The sequence below is a fragment of the Pseudomonas sp. PDM26 genome (assembly GCF_019219185.1).
Lineage (GTDB): Bacteria > Pseudomonadota > Gammaproteobacteria > Pseudomonadales > Pseudomonadaceae > Aquipseudomonas.
Map to the genome: position 1 here is coordinate 309,080 of NZ_JAHUWC010000001.1, position 16,082 is coordinate 325,161.

The following is a 16,082-nucleotide window of genomic DNA, read 5'->3' on the forward strand; positions in this document are numbered from 1 at the left end:
TGCTTGCGGGGAGTGTTGGCTGTGCGGGCCTCTTCGCTGGCAAGCCAGCTCCTACAGTGGATCTGTGTACTGCGCACATTGTAGGAGCTGGCTTGCCAGCGAAGAGGCCAGTCCAGACGCTACAGGAACATCTCCCGGCTCAACCCATGTCGCTGCATCTTTTCATTGAAGGTCCGGCGCGGCAGTTGCAGTTCTTCGAGCACCGCTTTCACATCGCCCTTGTGTCGGGTCAACGCGGCACGCAGGCATTGCGCTTCGAACGCTTCCTGCTGCGCGGCCAGTGACTGGCCGGGCTCGATGCCCAAGGGCTCCGGCTCACCCAAGCCCAATACCTGACGCTCGGCGACGTTCGCCAGTTCGCGCACATTGCCTGGCCAGTCGTGGCTCAGCAGGTGACTCAACTGTGCGCCGCTCAACGGTGGAAATTTACGTCCCAGCCGTTCGGCGGCGTTTTGGGCAAACGATTCGAACAGCAGCGGAATGTCTTCCCGGCGTTCGCGCAAGGGCGGCAAGCGCAGTTCTGCGACGTTCAAGCGATAGGCCAGGTCTTCGCGAAAACGTCCGGCCCGCGCTTCGTCGAGCAGGTCCGGTTTGGTCGCGGCGATGAAGCGCAGATCCACGCGGATGCTCTGGTTCGAACCCAGTCGTTCAAGCTTTTGCTCTTGCAACACCCGCAGCAATTTCACTTGTTGGGCCAGGGGCATGCTTTCGATTTCATCGAGAAACAGCGTGCCGCCGTCGGCGTACTCCAGTTTGCCAATGCGCTTGCCGGACGCCCCGGTGAACGCGCCGCTCTCGTGACCGAACAGCTCGGCCTCGAACAATTGCTCGGGGATGGCCGCGCAGTTGAGTGCGACAAAGGGCTTGTCGGCCCGTGGTCCGAAGTCGTGCAGGCAGCGGGCGACCAGTTCCTTGCCGCTGCCGGTTTCACCGCGGATCAATACGTTGACCGGCAGCGCCGCCAGATCGAGAACCTGCCGACGCAGGTTTTGCAGGCCACGGGACACACCGAGCAACGTGGCATCCAGCTTGGCGCGGTTGTCCGCCTGTTCGTGCAACGCGCGGTTTTCCAGCACCAGCCGACGCTTGTCGAGGGCGCGGCGCAGGCTGCCGAGCAGGGTTTCCGGGCTGAAGGGTTTCTCCAGGAAATCGTAGGCACCGTCGCGCATGGCCTCGACGGCCATCGGTACATCACCGTGTCCGGTCAGCAGGATCACCGGCAAATCGGCATCCCGGCGTTGTACTTCGGCCAGCAGTTCCAGGCCGCTCATGCCGGGCATGCGCACGTCGCTGAGAATCACCCCGGCAAAATGCCTGGGCAATTGCGCCAGGCATTCATCGGCGCGGCTGAACAGCTGCACCTCGAAACCCGACAGGCTCAACCATTGTTCGACGGCACTGCGGATGCTGCTTTCGTCGTCGACCACGATCACTGAGTTCAGCATGCTGCATGCACCTCCAGGTCGATGGGCAAGGTCAGGGTAAACACGGCGCCTTTGTCATGATTGCCGGCACTCAAGCGCCCGCCGGATTCGTGAACGATGGCAAACGATACGGCCAAACCGATCCCCAGGCCTTCGCCCACCGGTTTGGTGGTGAAGAACGGATCGAAGACCTTGGACAGGTTCTCTTCGGCGATACCGCTACCGTTGTCGATCACGCTCAGGCGCCACAATTGCTCGTCGGCTTCGAGGCGGATCTCCAGGCGTTTGCAGGGTTTGTCCTGCATCGCATCGAGGGCGTTGCGCAGCAGATTGATCAGCACCTGTTCCAGGCGAATCGCATCGCCACGCACCCAGGCCGGGCGGGTCAGGTGCAGCACGGTGCTGACCTGTTCGTCGCGCAACCTTGTGTCGAGCAGTTGCAGCGACTGGTCCACCACCGCCGCAAGGTCCAGGCGTTCGCGCAAACCGCTGGGGCTTTTGCGGGCGAAGGTTTTCAGGTGGCCGGTGAGGGCGGCCATGCGCGTGAGCATCTCATCCACCGGTTTGAGCGCCTTGTAGGCGTCGTCGACGCGGCCGTGGTCGAGCAGCAGGCGCAAGGTTGCCAACTGCATGCGCTGGGCGGTGAGCGGCTGGTTGATTTCGTGGGCCAGGGCGGCGGACATCTGCCCCAGCGCCGCGAGTTTGGCCGATTGCACCAGGCCTTCCTGGGCGGTGCGCAGGTCGCGGGTGCGTTCTTCTACCAGTCGTTCGAGTTCTTCGCGACTGCGCTGGCGCATTTTCGCCAGGCGCCAGCGCTGGTTGAGAAACAGCAACAGGAACACCAGGGTCAGCCACAACCCGGCCGCGGCAAGCGCGGCGTTGCGGCTGTCTTCGAAGGCGACCTGCGGGCGACGCAGCAGGTGCAGGGTCCAGCCCTCGGTGCTCAGCGGCAGGGATTCCCACAGGTAATCCGCCTTGCCGTCCGGGCCGTCGACCCGAGCCAGGTCACTGTTGTCGTCGAAGCGCCGCAACGATTGAAACTCAAGCGGCGTCAGCGGCTGCTTGTCGTATTGGCGGGTGGTCTTGAGCTCGGCATGATCGCTGTCGCTCAGTGGCTTGAGCAGGCGATAGCGCCAGCCCGGCTGGTTGGCGATGAAGATGATCCCGCGTGCGTCGCTGACCAGCAGCGTGTCGCTGCCCTGACGCCACTCTCGCTCCAGTTCGGGAAACTCCAGTTTCACCACCATGGCGCCGAGGAACTGGCCGCCATCATCGCTGACCGCGCTGGAGAGGAAGTAGCCGGGAATTCCGCTGGTCACGCCCACGGCATAAAAGCGCCCGGTGCCTTGGGTGCGGGTCTGGTTGAAATAAGGGCGGAAACCGTAGTTGTGACCGACATAGCTGCTGGGCAAACGCCAGTTGCTCGCCGCGATGGCAAGGCCGCTGCGGTCGAGCAATTCCAGGGTCGAGGATTCGGCGGCGCCATTGATCTTTTCCAGTTTGCGGTTCAACGCATCCTGCTGCTCTGGGCTCACCGCCCCCTTGAGCGCCGAGCGCAGTTCCGGGTCCAGCGCCAGCACGGCGGGCAGGGCGCGGTAACGTTCGATCAGGGTATGCAGGGACGTGGCGTACAGCGCCAATTGCTGATTGGCACGGGCCACGTCTTCGACCATTGACTGGCGTACGGCGTGGCGCATCGCCAGCGTGGCGGCGATGGCGGCGCCGGCGATGATCAACAGGGTGTAGAGCGCCAGGCGCAGGGTTCGGGATGTCGGCAGCATGCAATGAACAACAGGCGAAAATGGGGGAAAGCACCATAGCATGTGAACTGTGATCCACACTCACCGAAACGCCTGCGCCAATGTTTCCCCCTTGGCTCAAATCACCAGCGTGTTCTTGCGCCGCTGCACGGGTGGCGGATCAAACAAGTCGTTCTCATCGAACGCAATGGTGTACCAGATGCGATAGCGTTGTTCCCGGCGCAACGGTTTTTCTTCCGGCGGATTGCCCTGCAGCATTTTTTTCGCCAGCACGGTGTGGGCCGGCCGGCCGGCGGCGTCGTAGAACTGCTGGTCGTGGTAACCCGATTCGCGGATCGAGGCGTCGTTGATGTAGCGATAGGCGCTGGCGAAGTAGGGGCGATAGATCCGCACGGTTTCGCCTTTGTTGTTGTACTCGACCCGTTCGCTGACCCGCCAGCGTCGGGTCGCCTGTTCTTCCCTGGGCCGGCCGTTTTCGTCGGGTTCCAGTTCGCCTTGGTCGTTCACTACCCAGGCCAGGCCTGGTTCGACCTCTTGCTTGGTTTGCAGGGAACGACCGAAGCCATCCCAGCAGGCGATGGCCGCGCGGATTTGCAGTTCCGGGTCACCGGGGTAGCGGTCGGCCTGTAGGGTGACGACATGCACCGGCTCGCGATGAGCGTCGTCGAGGTATTGCTGAAGTTGCCGCTCGTTCGCCGAAGGATTTTGCAAGCCTTCGAGGTGCACGCGAGCCCGGCTGCAAAGGTGGCCGTCGGGCAATACAAAACCTTCGGCGCGAGCCCAGGCCAGCCAGGGCTCGGGCGCTGCCGGGGGGACTTTACCCATCCAGCTGAAGGGCGCAGAGAAGGTCGCCGTCGCGTAGTTGCCGATGGCGTTGTGTTTGTCGGCGATAGCGCCTGCGGGCGAGCGATCTTCCGGTGGCTGGTAATCGCTGAGTGGGTCGAAACCGACCTCGACGCCCAGTTCCGTGCCATGGAAGCTGGTCACCAGCACTTCGCCGAACGCGTTGTAGCGGGCTTCCTGGGTGTTTTGATTGGGGTCGATGATGCCAGCGGGCAGGAACGATCGGTAGTCGATATCGAGGATGCTTGTAGTGCAGCCATCCGGCAGGGTGACGGCGGTGCTCAGGCACCAGTGCTCGTCATACGCGACGGTGGTGATGCCATGGCTCTTGGTCTGCTGGAACTTTTCGACGTTATAGAACCCTGCCAGGCCGTGGTAAGTGGGGAAGCTTTTGCGCACGGACCACAGGTAGTTCTTGGCATCGGTCGGGTCTTCGGGGTCACCCGCAGGCGCCGCTGGCAAGAACAGATCCATGATGTGGTAACCGACTTGCGGCGATTCGAGTTTCTCCTTGAGGTTGAACGGCATGTCGCCATTTTCGTCCTTGAGCTTGTCATAGGCGCTCAGGGCGGTGGCGTCCAGTTCGGCGGTTTCCTGATAGTCGGGCAGGGCGGTGAAGATCAGGTTATCCGGCTCCAGTAATTCGCCTGTGACCGGATCCTGATAGCGTTGCAGCGACAAACCGGTCAGCACCGCTTTGGTTGCCAAGTTTCCTTCGTCATCGGCCCATTCCAGGAAGTTTTCGTGGTTGATGTCGACAGGTTCGAGTTCATTCTTTTCCAGGACCAGCGCATTGGCGCGCTGACGATAGGGCAGGCCCAGACGCCAGCCGTCAGGGGCTTCCAAATGCCGATACTCGGCTTTGGCCTCGGTCAAATACCAACACTGTTGCGCTTCGTCGTGGGCGTCCAGCCACCATCTGTTTTCGTAGTCTTCATCGCTCTCATCGCCAGGCTGATCGGCGTGGAAGGGCGGGCTGTCCTTGTCTGTTTTGCGCCGGGCGTAATGCACGACAAAACCGTGGGTCAGGCTGCCGAACTTGTCCCAATCCAGATTGAGGGTGTGCTGGACCAAGGGATCGTCAGCCAGCTGCGGCTCGTATTGGTAGGCAATGCTTTCCAGCGCCAGTGTCTGCAACACGGCATAGGGCTGATGCTTGCCCTTGGGACGCAATTGGCGAATGAGAAAGCGGTTCTCCTGCACGGTGTAGGGCACGGCCGTTTCGGGGGCATCGTCGGCGGCAAACACCTCCGCGCGCAACACCGAGCCGCTAAGGGCGCGGGCCATCTCGCGGGCGAGTTCTTCATCGGGATCGATCACGCGCCCCTGCGCGTCGCTGAGGTGATACTCCTGCAGCAGCGCTGTGTGCAGAGGCACTGCGTTCGTGTCACCGTCGTAGTAACCGTCGTCGCGCATGTCGATGGCGCGCCCTGTATGAAACCAGGTCTTGCTGAGAATCGGCGCCGTGAACCCCGGGTTTGAACGCGCCGCCGCCGAAGCCTCGGTATCGGTTTGCAGCAACAGGCCGAAACCTCGGAACTCACGCTCGAAACTGTCGTAGAAACCCTGGCGGTAGGTGAAGCCCTGGGTCAGCCGATTACCGGTGATTTCATCGAGTTGGGTCTGCTGGCTGACCAGGTGCATGGCGAACGGCAGATGAGACACCGGGGCTTTGCCTGCCGCAATAAGCTCGGCTTTTTCGTCCAGCCATTCCTGGGCCGAGCTGCGGTAATTCACACCCGTCACGGCCCCCATGTTGTTGTGGCTGGCATTGACCAGATACGGCTTGGCGCTGACAAAATCGTAGCGCCAGTGCCGGGGTTCCATGTGTGGCACGGTCAGGATCAGGCTGGAACATCCCAGCCCCTGCAGGTCGGCGATGCTCACCTGGCAGAAGCGGTCGTAACGCACGCCTTGCGGCCATGGCATTTTCACATAGTCCTCTTCGAAGCCTTCGCCGCCGTGATTCATGTAGATCCGGAAACCGTCCGACTCCAGGTAGATCAGGTCAACAGCGCCCGAGCCGTCCAGGTCCGCCAGCCGCACGCGCGACGAATCGAACTCTGCATACTTGAAATTCAGCTCGCAAAGGACGAAACCTTTGCCGAACTTTCCATGGCCCAGATTCGGCCAGCATTTGACTTCGTTGTGGCGGATGCGGATCAAGTGTTGTGTCGCGCTGCCCAGTGGATCGCTGAAAGCCACCAGTTCGGTCTGGGCACTGCTCAACAGGGGCAGCGAGTCGTCGTCATGAGGCACGTTGTCCCCATGGCTGAACCCGACTGCACGACGGCTTGAATACAGCCGCACGCTACGAGGACCGATCAAGGCCAGATCGGTCAGACCGTCACCCACCAGATCCGCCAACTGCGCCATGGGATGAAAAAACTCCGTGGGAAATGCTGCATAGGCCACGAAGTTCGACCAGCTTCGGTCGGGATTGAGGGTGAAAAACCCGGACAGGCCAGGCCGGGCGATCACCCAGTCGAGCTTGCCGTCGCCGGTCAGGTCGCTGAGGGACTGGCGAATCGGTTTGCTGCTGTCGGCCACGGGAATACCGGGCAATAGCGCCCAGTCGCCATAACTCACGTCATTGCCGCCCGTGTCGGCGCGCAGCGGTTCGCGGTAGTACCAGGCCTTGTCACTGCTGAACAGCACCCCGGGCATGCCCTCGCCATACAAGTCCACCAGTTGATAACGCTGGCCGTCATTGAGACCGGGCATCTGCGGGAACTCGCGGTATCCTTCGCGCTGGGTGTCGAGTTCAAACGGGTTGTAGAAAAACTCCATGGGCGGGCGACTTTCCATCTGGCCCTGATTGTCATAGGCCTGGATGTGCGCAGCAGTCAGATGGTTGTAACCCAACGGGCTCTGACGATGTTCGAGCAGCAGGCGCTGGACCAGCACCGGGTCGCTGCCCAGTTCTTCGGTGAACTGATGGAACATCAGGACCTGACGGCACAGGCGCCGGGAACCCAATTCAAACCCGTAGGCGTAATTCCAGAAGGGATCCTTGCGCGCTTCCCCCCACTCGCCGCGTTCTATGCCGGGCAGGTCGTAAACCGGCACTTGAGTCAGGTCGGCACTGCGCTCGCCGTAATCAAACAGCAGGTGGAAATGCCAGGCCACGTCTTTCCAGCCATCGGCTTTCCATGCATACAGGTTGGCGTTGGCCTGGGCATTACCGTACAACACCCGACGCAGGTAACGCTGGCTGCGGTAGTCGCGGAACTGCGGAGCGGCCGGCTCCTCGACTTCCGCCTGATACAGGTACACCACATGTTCACCGCGAAGGTTCAGGCTTTCATCGATCAGCCAGACACCAACGTGGGTTTTGTCTTGTGGATCGGTCCGGCGTGATGCCTCGGTTTTTCCGTAGCAATGCAGGCTGCCATCGGCGCCGTGGATCAGCCAGAAGCTGGCCGGGTTGTCAGCATCGTCATCTTTGGTCCAGTGTTCGATCAGATCGAAGGCGCCTTCGACCCGGGGCCAGTAGCGCACGACCTGGTGCGAGCCTATCGGAGCGCCGTTGTACTCGGACACCGTTTTTGAAATGACTTTGCCGTCGTCACTCTTCTCGGGCATCCACACGTCACCGCCGGGGCCGACCACCTGATCGTTGCCGTCGTATTTCGGCACGCCCTTGGTGGTACGCAGGGTGATCGCGTTGGTAATCAGCCGCCAGCCGATGCCGAATGGACTGTTGCCGACATCGCTGCTGTAGCCCAGACCCAGGGCCGGGACCATATCGCGGTTGGGCGCCTTGCTGATCGGCAGCGGCAACTCCAGTGACGCGGCACCGCTGGTACCCACCGCGCCCCAGCCCTTGCCGATGCTCTGGATGGCACCACCGCCTTTGGGGAGGGCGGGGGCGTTGATGTCGAGGGTGCCCTGCTGTTCAGTCGCCATGGAAGTGTCCGCCGTGACAGAGAATGCATCGAGTGCCTTCAAGCTATCAGCGGGGCGGGCGGCTGTAACCTGTCAGATCTGACAGGTCATCCCGGTATTTTTAGAACAAACGGTGCGCTTGTTTCGGCCTTTGATTACTTTTTTCATGCGTAAAAAAACCGGTCTGCCGTTGCCGACAGACCGGTTCTTATTGTGCGATGTCAGTGCTTACTGCACTTCTACCGCCAGGCTTTCACTGATCTTTTTCTGCCAGATGGCAGGACCTGTGATGTGTACCGACTCGCCCTTGCTGTCGACCGCAACGGTCACCGGCATGTCCTTGACGTCGAACTCGTAGATCGCTTCCATGCCCAGTTCGGCGAAAGCGACAACGCGGGACTTCTTGATCGCTTGCGCCACCAGGTAAGCCGCGCCGCCCACTGCCATCAGATAAACGGCCTTGTGGTCCTTGATCGCTTCGATCGCGGTAGGGCCGCGCTCGGATTTGCCGATCATGCCCAGCAAACCGGTCTGCTCGAGGATCTGACGGGTGAATTTGTCCATCCGCGTCGCGGTGGTAGGACCGGCCGGGCCCACCACTTCGTCACCGACCGGATCGACCGGGCCGACGTAGTAGATGAAGCGACCCTTGAGGTCCACCGGCAGGGTTTCACCCTTGTTCAGCATCTCGACCATGCGCTTGTGCGCAGCGTCGCGACCGGTGAGCATCTTGCCGTTGAGCAGGACGGTTTCGCCCGGTTTCCAGCTCTGCACTTCTTCCGGGGTCAGGGTGTCGAGGTTGACACGACGGGCCGACGGGCCGGCTTCCCAGACGATTTCCGGGTAGGCGTCCAGCGGTGGCGCTTCCAGCGAGGCCGGACCTGTACCGTCGAGCACGAAGTGCGCGTGACGGGTGGCGGCGCAGTTCGGGATCATGCACACCGGCAGCGAGGCTGCATGGGTCGGGTAGTCCATGATCTTCACGTCGAGCACGGTGGTCAGGCCACCGAGGCCCTGGGCACCGATGCCCAGCTGGTTGACCTTCTCGAACAGTTCCAGGCGCATTTCTTCGATGCGGTTCTGTGGGCCACGCGCTTTGAGCTCGTGAATGTCGATGGATTCCATCAACACTTCCTTGGCCATCACAGCGGCTTTCTCGGCGGTGCCGCCGATGCCGATGCCGAGCATGCCCGGTGGGCACCAGCCGGCGCCCATTTCCGGAACGGTCTTCAGTACCCAGTCGACGATCGAGTCGGACGGGTTGAGCATGGCCATCTTCGACTTGTTCTCGGAACCGCCGCCCTTGGCCGCCACGTCCACTTCCACGGTGTTACCCGGAACGATGGAGTAGTGGATCACGGCCGGGGTGTTGTCCTTGGTGTTCTTGCGAGCGCCCGCCGGGTCGGCGAGGATCGAAGCACGCAGGACGTTTTCCGGCAGGTTGTAGGCGCGACGTACGCCTTCGTTGATCATGTCGTCCAGGCCCATGGTGGCGCCATCCCAGCGCACGTCCATGCCGACACGGACAAACACGGTGACGATACCGGTGTCCTGGCAGATCGGGCGGTGGCCGGTGGCGCACATACGCGAGTTGATCAGGATCTGTGCCATCGAGTCGCGGGCCGCTGGCGATTCTTCGCGCAGGTAGGCCTCGTGCATCGCCTGGATGAAATCCACGGGGTGGTAGTAGGAAATGAACTGCAGGGCGTCGGCAACGCTCTGAATCAGGTCGTCTTGCTTGATCACGGTCATGGGTCGCGCTCCTCTAAAAGACGGGAACATTCAATAAGGTGCTTGCAGCTTGGGTGCATCGGTCGGTTGCAAGCACCTTTCAAGGCACGCCGGGCAATCTGGCGCGACGCTAAAAAGGCGCGGCAGTATAACGCGCATCAAAGGCAGGCACACGCGCCGGCAGTCAATCGTTGGTCGCATGGATTCGCAAAAAGCCCTGTAGGAGCTGGCTTGCCAGCGAAAGCGGTGGATCAGTCGCCCCCCGTATCGCCTACGAGAACGCCTTCGCTGGCAAGCCAGCTCCTACAAGAGCATGGCGTTGCAGCCGTTATCGGCCAGCCCGAAAATTCAATGGTCATTTATCGGCCACGCCACTAAAGTGACATGCGGTCTGTAGAGTAGGACGCTCTGTCAGTCTCCTTTCATTCGGTGAATCTACGATTGACCCATAACGCCATCCAGCGCCTGTTGCTCAAACGTTTCGCCCTCGCGGCCGGCACCTATGCCCTGGCATTGCTGTTGCTGTGGCTGGCGTTTTTTACCGGTCACTACGACGCGCCGCTTTCCAGTGTCGTCATCGGCAGCGCGCTGGTGGTGATCAGTCAGGCCACCCTGTTCGCGGTATTTTACAGCGGCAGTAACCTGCGTTTCGCCGACCCCAGCCTGACCGAGGCGCAAGTGTTGCTGGGGCTGGGGTGGCAAACCTGGCTGATCGCCCATCTGGACGAAGCCCGGGGTGCGTTTCTGGTGTTTTACGTGCTGATCCTGTTGTTCGGCCTGTTCCATCTGTCACGCCGGTCCCTTGTACGGTGCGCGCTGCTGGTGTTCTTCAGTTTCAGTGCGATCACGCTGTGGGAGGGCTACCACTTCCAGCTGCCCGACCCGGCCATGGCGGTGTTGCAGGTCTGTGTGCTGTTCATCGTGTTGGTGTGGCTGGTGCTGTATGCCCGCTATGTCCAGGCTTCGCGACAACGCATGCGCCAGCGACGATTTGCGTTGCAGGCGCACCAGGACACCTTGCGCGGGATGATGCGCCAGCTCGAAGACCTGGTGGCCACCGACGAGCTCACAGGCCTGTTCAATCGCCGGCATTTCCTGAGCCTGGCTTCCCGCGAGTTGAACGCTATGGACGCCGATGTCGTGCACGGCCTGGCGCTGATCGACCTCGACCATTTCAAGCGCATCAACGACCTGCACGGCCATGCCGCCGGCGATCAGGTGCTGCAAGCCTTTGCCGGCGTTGCCACCGCGTGCCTGCGCGACGGTGACGTTCTGGCCCGCTACGGCGGTGAAGAATTCGTGGTGCTGCTGCCCGATTGCGATGCCGACAGTTTGACTTCGTGCTGCGAACGGTTGCGCATCGCGTTCACCGATGTCGAATTGATCGGTCTGAATGTGCGCAACCTCAGCCTGTCCGCCGGCATGACCCTGCTGGAGTTGGGCGACGATCTCGATGACGCATTGCAACAGGCTGATCAAGCGCTCTATCGCGCCAAACGTGACGGTCGCAACCGATGTGCGGCGGCGTGGGAGAACGTCGATGCCTGAGCTGCGGGTCGGTGAATTTCGCTGGTCGGTGGCGGCGGGCAGCAATCTGCTCGACGCGCTGAACCAGAACGGCGTGCCGGTGCCCTACAGTTGCCGCGCCGGCAGTTGTCATGCGTGCCTGGTGCAGTGTGTGCAGGGCCTGCCGAGCGACAGCCGCCCGGATGCCTTGAGTGCACAGCAGCGTGAACAGGGCTGGCGCCTGGCGTGCCAGTGCCAGGTGGTCGAGGACTTGCAGGTGCACGCCTTCGACCCGCAAACCGATGGCCGACCGGCCGAAGTGGCTGCCGTCGATTGGTTGAGCGCCACGGTCCTGCGTCTACGCGTAATCCCCCAGCGACCGTTGCGCTATAGCGCCGGCCAGCACCTGGTGTTGTGGGCGGGCAGTGTGGCGCGGCCGTATTCCCTCGCCAGCCTGCCGCAAGAAGACCGCTTTCTGGAGTTTCATCTCGATTGCCGCAAGCCCGGGGAATTCAGCGATGCCGCCAGGCAATTGCGCATCGGCGATCCGATCCGCCTCGGTGAGCTGCGCGGCGGTGCCTTGCATTACGATCCGGACTGGCACGCCCGGCCATTGTGGTTGATGGCGGCCGGCACCGGGTTGGGACCATTGTTTGGCGTCTTGCGCGAAGCGCTGCGGCAAGATCACCAAGGCGCCATCCGCGTCATCCACCTGGCCCATGATGCCGATGAGCACTACCTGGCCAAACCCCTGCAAGCCATGGCCGCCAGTCGTCCGAACCTGAGTGTCGAACTATGGACCCCGGCCGAGTTGCCGGCGGCTTTGGCGCAACTGCGGCTTGTTTCGCGGCAAACCCTGGCCTTACTCTGCGGAGCCCCCGACAGTGTCGACGCCTTTGCCCGGCGTCTGTATCTGGCGGGATTGCCGCGCAATCAACTGCTGGCCGATGTATTCCTGCCCCGTGGTTGAGCGCTGACTTTTCAGACGCGAGACCTGCCATGACCGATGCCATCGAAGTTGAACGCGAACGCGGCCTGTTGACCCTGCGCCTGAATCGCCCGGACAAGAAAAACGCCCTGACCCGTGCCATGTACAGCCACTTGGCCGAGGCGCTTAAACAGGCCGACAGCGACCCCGGGATCAACGCCGTGCTGATCACCGGTTCTGCTGAATGTTTTACTGCCGGCAACGACATCGTCGATTTCATCCAGCAACCACCGAGCGGCCTCGATAGCCCGGTGTTCCAGTTCATGGTCAATCTGCTCGAATGCCGCAAACCGGTAATTGCCGCCGTGGCCGGAGCGGCGGTGGGCATTGGCACGACGATGTTGCTGCATTGCGATCTGGTCTACGTCAGCCGTGATGCACGCTTGCGTATGCCGTTCGTCAACCTTGGCCTGTGCCCGGAGTTTGGCTCCAGCCTGATCCTGCCGCGCTTGCTCGGGCAGGCCAGGGCGGCGGAGTTGTTGCTGCTCGGTGAGGGTTTCAATGGTGAACAGGCTGCGGTGTGGGGCATTGCGTCCGAGGCGCTGGGCAGTGGCGAGGAGGCCTTGGCCAAAGCGCGGGAGATGGCGTTGCGCTTTGAGTCGCTGCCACCGGAAGCGGTGCGGATCAGCAAGCAATTGATGAAGGCGCCGGATCGGGAATTGATCCGCAAAGTGATTGAAGAAGAGGGTGCTTTGTTTACTCAGCGGCTGCGTTCGCCGGAGGCGCTGGCGGCGTTGACGGGGTTTATCAAGCGGCATTGAGTCTTTTGCTGACTGTACCGGCCTCTTCGCGGGCAAGCCCGCTCCTACAGGTGTTTTGTTTACGCCGCAAATCCATTGTAGGAGCGGGCTTGCCCGCGAAGGGGCCGGATCAGGCGACACAAAAAATGGATCAGAAAACAAAAAGCCCCGCCATTCACATGGCGGGGCTTTTGTTTTTCAGCAACTTGTCACTCAGACCATCGGATCGCCAACGTGCAGGATCTTCATGCCGTTGGTGCCGCCGGTGGTGTGGTAGCTGTCGCCCTTGGTCAGGATGACCCAGTCGCCTTTCTGTACTACGCCGCGCTTGACCAGTTCGTCGATCGCCTTCTGGCTGACTTCGTTCGGCGCCAGCGAAGCCGGATCGAACGGGATGGTGTACACGCCACGGAACATCGCCGCGCGAGCCTGGGCTTCACGGTGTGGGGTGAACGCGTAGATCGGCACCGAGGAACGGATGCGCGACATGATCAGCGGGGTGTAGCCACTTTCGGTCAGGGCGATGATCGCTTTTACGCCCGGGAAGTGGTTGGCGGTGTACATGGTCGCCAGTGCGATGCTTTCGTCGCAGCGCTCGAACTCTTTGCCGATGCGGTGGCTGGAGGTCTTGCTGGTCGGGTGCTTTTCAGCGCCGATGCAGATGCGAGCCATGGCTTGCACCGCTTCCAACGGGTACAGGCCGGCAGCGCTTTCGGCCGAGAGCATCACGGCGTCGGTGTAGTCGAGCACGGCGTTGGCTACGTCGGACACTTCAGCACGGGTCGGCATCGGGTTCTGGATCATCGACTCCATCATCTGGGTCGCGACGATCACCGCCTTGTTGTGGCGGCGTGCGTGCAGAATGATCTTCTTCTGGATGCCCACCAGCTCAGCGTCACCGATTTCCACGCCCAGGTCACCACGGGCAACCATCACCGCGTCGGACGCCTTGATCAGGCCGTCGAGGGTTTCGTCGTCGGCCACGGCTTCGGCGCGTTCGATCTTCGCCACCAGCCAGGCGGTGCCGCCGGCTTCGTCGCGCAATTGACGGGCGTATTCCATGTCGGCGGCGTCACGCGGGAAGGACACCGCGAGGTAGTCGACTTCCATTTCCGCAGCGAGCTTTATGTCGGCCTTGTCTTTTTCAGTCAGGGCCGGAGCGGTCAGGCCGCCACCGCGACGGTTGATGCCTTTGTGGTCGGACAGCGGGCCGCCGATGGTCACGGTGCAGTGCAGTTCGGTGGCCGTGGCGGTATCGACGCGCATCACCACGCGACCGTCGTCGAGCAGCAGCTCGTCGCCCACGCCGCAGTCCTTGACCAGGTCCGGGTAGTCGATGCCGACCACTTGCTGGTTGCCTTCGGTCAGAGGATGGCTGGTGGAGAAGGTGAATTGATCACCGATCTTCAGCTCAATCTTCTTGTTGGTGAATTTGGCGATACGGATTTTCGGGCCTTGCAGGTCACCCAGCAGGGCGACGAAGCGGCCGTGCTTGGCGGCGAGGTCACGCACCAGCTTCGCGCGAGCCTTGTGCTCGTCGGGGGTGCCGTGGGAGAAGTTCAGGCGGGCGACGTCCAGGCCAGCCAGAATCAGCTGTTCGAGAACTTCCGGCGAGTTACTGGCCGGGCCAAGGGTAGCGACGATTTTGGTACGACGGACGGACATGCAATGACTCCTGAGTTCAAGCGCTGAGTGAGGCTACTACGCTCCGATGTTGTAGTCATTGTTCGTTTGCACTACTTATTCGCTTGTTTCTTTAACCGAATACTTTCGGTTGCAGGCAGCCTGAAGATTTTCGCTCACGGGTCGATACAGAGCTCAAGACAGGAGAACCCCCATGCGAATCGTGCTCATAGTCGTCCTTGCCCTCAGTGTTGTGGGCTGCACCCGTTGGTCGATGAACCATCATTTGAATAACGCCTACAGCGCCTACGAACGCGGCAATTGCGAGCAGGTGACGCTCGAACTGTCCAAGGTCGAACGCGACAGCCGCGCGCGGCCTTACGTGTGGCCGGAAGTCTCGATGATGCGCGGCCAGTGCCTGGAACGGCAGAAAATGTTCATCGATGCTGCCCGGACATACCAATTCATCATCGCTTCGTATCCGCAAAGCGAGTACGCCTACCGCGCCCGCGCGCGTCTGGAAACCCTGCAGAGCCTGGGCCACTACCCGACCCGCAGTGCCGCCGCGGTGCGTCCGACGCAGTTCTGATCGCACGTGCTATCTATAGCTGGCCGGCCGGCGGTGGTGAGCTATAGTCGAATAAACCGGTTTAGAGCCTGGTTTCTAAATCGACGTAACACCTGTGATCGGCAGGCGTAAGCGGCAGCGGTTCATGGACTGTCGCACCGGGATCGGGGAGAGCGCGCCCATTGCCTGGCTCTTGTTTGATAAAGGCAGGCAGGCCCGTTCCGAAGCATTAGTGCGGTCCTGCTTAAGGGCCTTGCTGGGCGAATTGCGCATGTTCACTGACCGCCGGATCGAGCGGCATCAACTGCCGTATTTTTTGAGAGTGTTCAACAGCGTCACCGACAAACCGATTGGCTTTCTGGGCAACGTCTGCGAAGACGGGCTGATGCTCATCAGCCATTGGCCGATGATGCTCGGCGCAGACTTCGAATTGCGCCTGAAAATCCCCGTCAGTGACGGCATCTTGCAGGTCATCGATGTGCAGGCGTGTTGCCTGTGGTGCCATGAAGACGCCACCCCCCACCATTACGACGCCGGGTTCAGCCTGCAACGGGTACCGCCGGAGTATGGGCAGTTGGTGGAGGCGTTGAAGCTGTATTTCAGTTTTCAGCCATTGCCAGCGTCAGCCTGACACCGCAAAAGATCGCAGCCTGCGGCAGCTCCTACAGGACCGGTGTCCATACGCAAAATATGCGGTGACCACGGTCGATGTAGGAGCTGCCGCAGGCTGCGATCTTTTGATCTTGCTGTTACATCGTCTTGATCGCTTGATCGCTTGCTCGTTTTCCAGCGACCTCTCCACCAGCAACAACTCCAACTCAATCAACTAAAGTAACGGCCCAAGGCCATGCAGTCATTGCCATTGCAAGTAAACAGGCACCGTTTTTCGTTGAAGTACCACTCTGCCTTTCATCGGAACTGTCAACTTTTACAGGTGTTTTTCGCCAACGGGCGGTGTAGCTATAACCGGGTCAAACAACGGACTGTTCCATGATTGGAGATTGGAAAAAT

The 16,082-nt window shown here is 61.2% G+C and carries 10 protein-coding genes; 5 read left to right on the top strand and 5 right to left on the bottom strand.

What is annotated here, in order from left to right; all coding sequences use genetic code 11:
• Positions 1-119: 119 nt before the first annotated feature.
• The 4 genes from KW849_RS01445 to KW849_RS01460 all read right to left on the bottom strand — a co-directional run bounded on the left by KW849_RS01445 (position 120) and on the right by KW849_RS01460 (position 9,667).
• Entirely contained in the window at positions 120-1,445 is a 1,326-nt protein-coding gene (locus KW849_RS01445) for a sigma-54 dependent transcriptional regulator (protein ID WP_218427017.1), read from the bottom strand.
• Positions 1,439-3,205: an ATP-binding protein gene (locus KW849_RS01450; protein ID WP_218427019.1), complete on the bottom strand. Its 1,767-nt coding sequence runs from the start codon at positions 3,203-3,205 to the stop codon at positions 1,439-1,441. Before KW849_RS01450 ends, KW849_RS01445 begins: the two co-directional genes overlap by 7 nt.
• Positions 3,206-3,301: 96 nt before the next feature.
• Positions 3,302-7,936, bottom strand: coding sequence for a SpvB/TcaC N-terminal domain-containing protein (locus tag KW849_RS01455; RefSeq protein ID WP_218427021.1), 4,635 nt, complete (start codon positions 7,934-7,936; stop codon positions 3,302-3,304).
• 207 nt (positions 7,937-8,143) lie between these two features.
• On the bottom strand, positions 8,144-9,667 hold the full coding sequence (locus KW849_RS01460; RefSeq protein WP_218427023.1) for a fumarate hydratase: 1,524 nt from the start codon (positions 9,665-9,667) through the stop codon (positions 8,144-8,146).
• A 420-nt stretch (positions 9,668-10,087) separates the two neighbouring features.
• Between KW849_RS01460 and KW849_RS01465 the strand changes: the two genes are divergently transcribed.
• From KW849_RS01465 to KW849_RS01475, 3 genes are read left to right on the top strand one after another with little or no spacing between them, the layout of a single operon-like run.
• The gene (locus tag KW849_RS01465) at positions 10,088-11,194 is read left to right on the top strand and encodes a diguanylate cyclase (RefSeq protein WP_218427025.1); all 1,107 of its coding nucleotides are present in this window, start codon (positions 10,088-10,090) and stop codon (positions 11,192-11,194) included.
• Positions 11,187-12,122, top strand: a complete 936-nt coding sequence (locus KW849_RS01470; protein WP_218427027.1) for an iron-sulfur-binding ferredoxin reductase — start codon at positions 11,187-11,189, stop codon at positions 12,120-12,122. The genes KW849_RS01465 and KW849_RS01470 overlap by 8 nt, the downstream gene beginning before the upstream one ends.
• A gap of 29 nt (positions 12,123-12,151) precedes the next feature.
• Complete coding sequence (locus tag KW849_RS01475; protein WP_218427029.1) at positions 12,152-12,901, top strand: enoyl-CoA hydratase-related protein; 750 nt, start codon at positions 12,152-12,154, stop codon at positions 12,899-12,901.
• A 192-nt stretch (positions 12,902-13,093) separates the two neighbouring features.
• On the opposite strand, the gene pyk is transcribed toward KW849_RS01475, so the two are convergent.
• On the bottom strand, positions 13,094-14,545 hold the full coding sequence (pyk, locus tag KW849_RS01480; RefSeq protein ID WP_115947377.1) for a pyruvate kinase: 1,452 nt from the start codon (positions 14,543-14,545) through the stop codon (positions 13,094-13,096).
• A gap of 172 nt (positions 14,546-14,717) precedes the next feature.
• Between pyk and KW849_RS01485 the strand changes: the two genes are divergently transcribed.
• Positions 14,718-15,092, top strand: coding sequence for a tol-pal system YbgF family protein (locus KW849_RS01485; protein WP_218427031.1), 375 nt, complete (start codon positions 14,718-14,720; stop codon positions 15,090-15,092).
• 250 nt (positions 15,093-15,342) lie between these two features.
• Complete coding sequence (locus KW849_RS01490; RefSeq protein ID WP_218427033.1) at positions 15,343-15,702, top strand: PilZ domain-containing protein; 360 nt, start codon at positions 15,343-15,345, stop codon at positions 15,700-15,702.
• Positions 15,703-16,082: the final 380 nt, after the last annotated feature.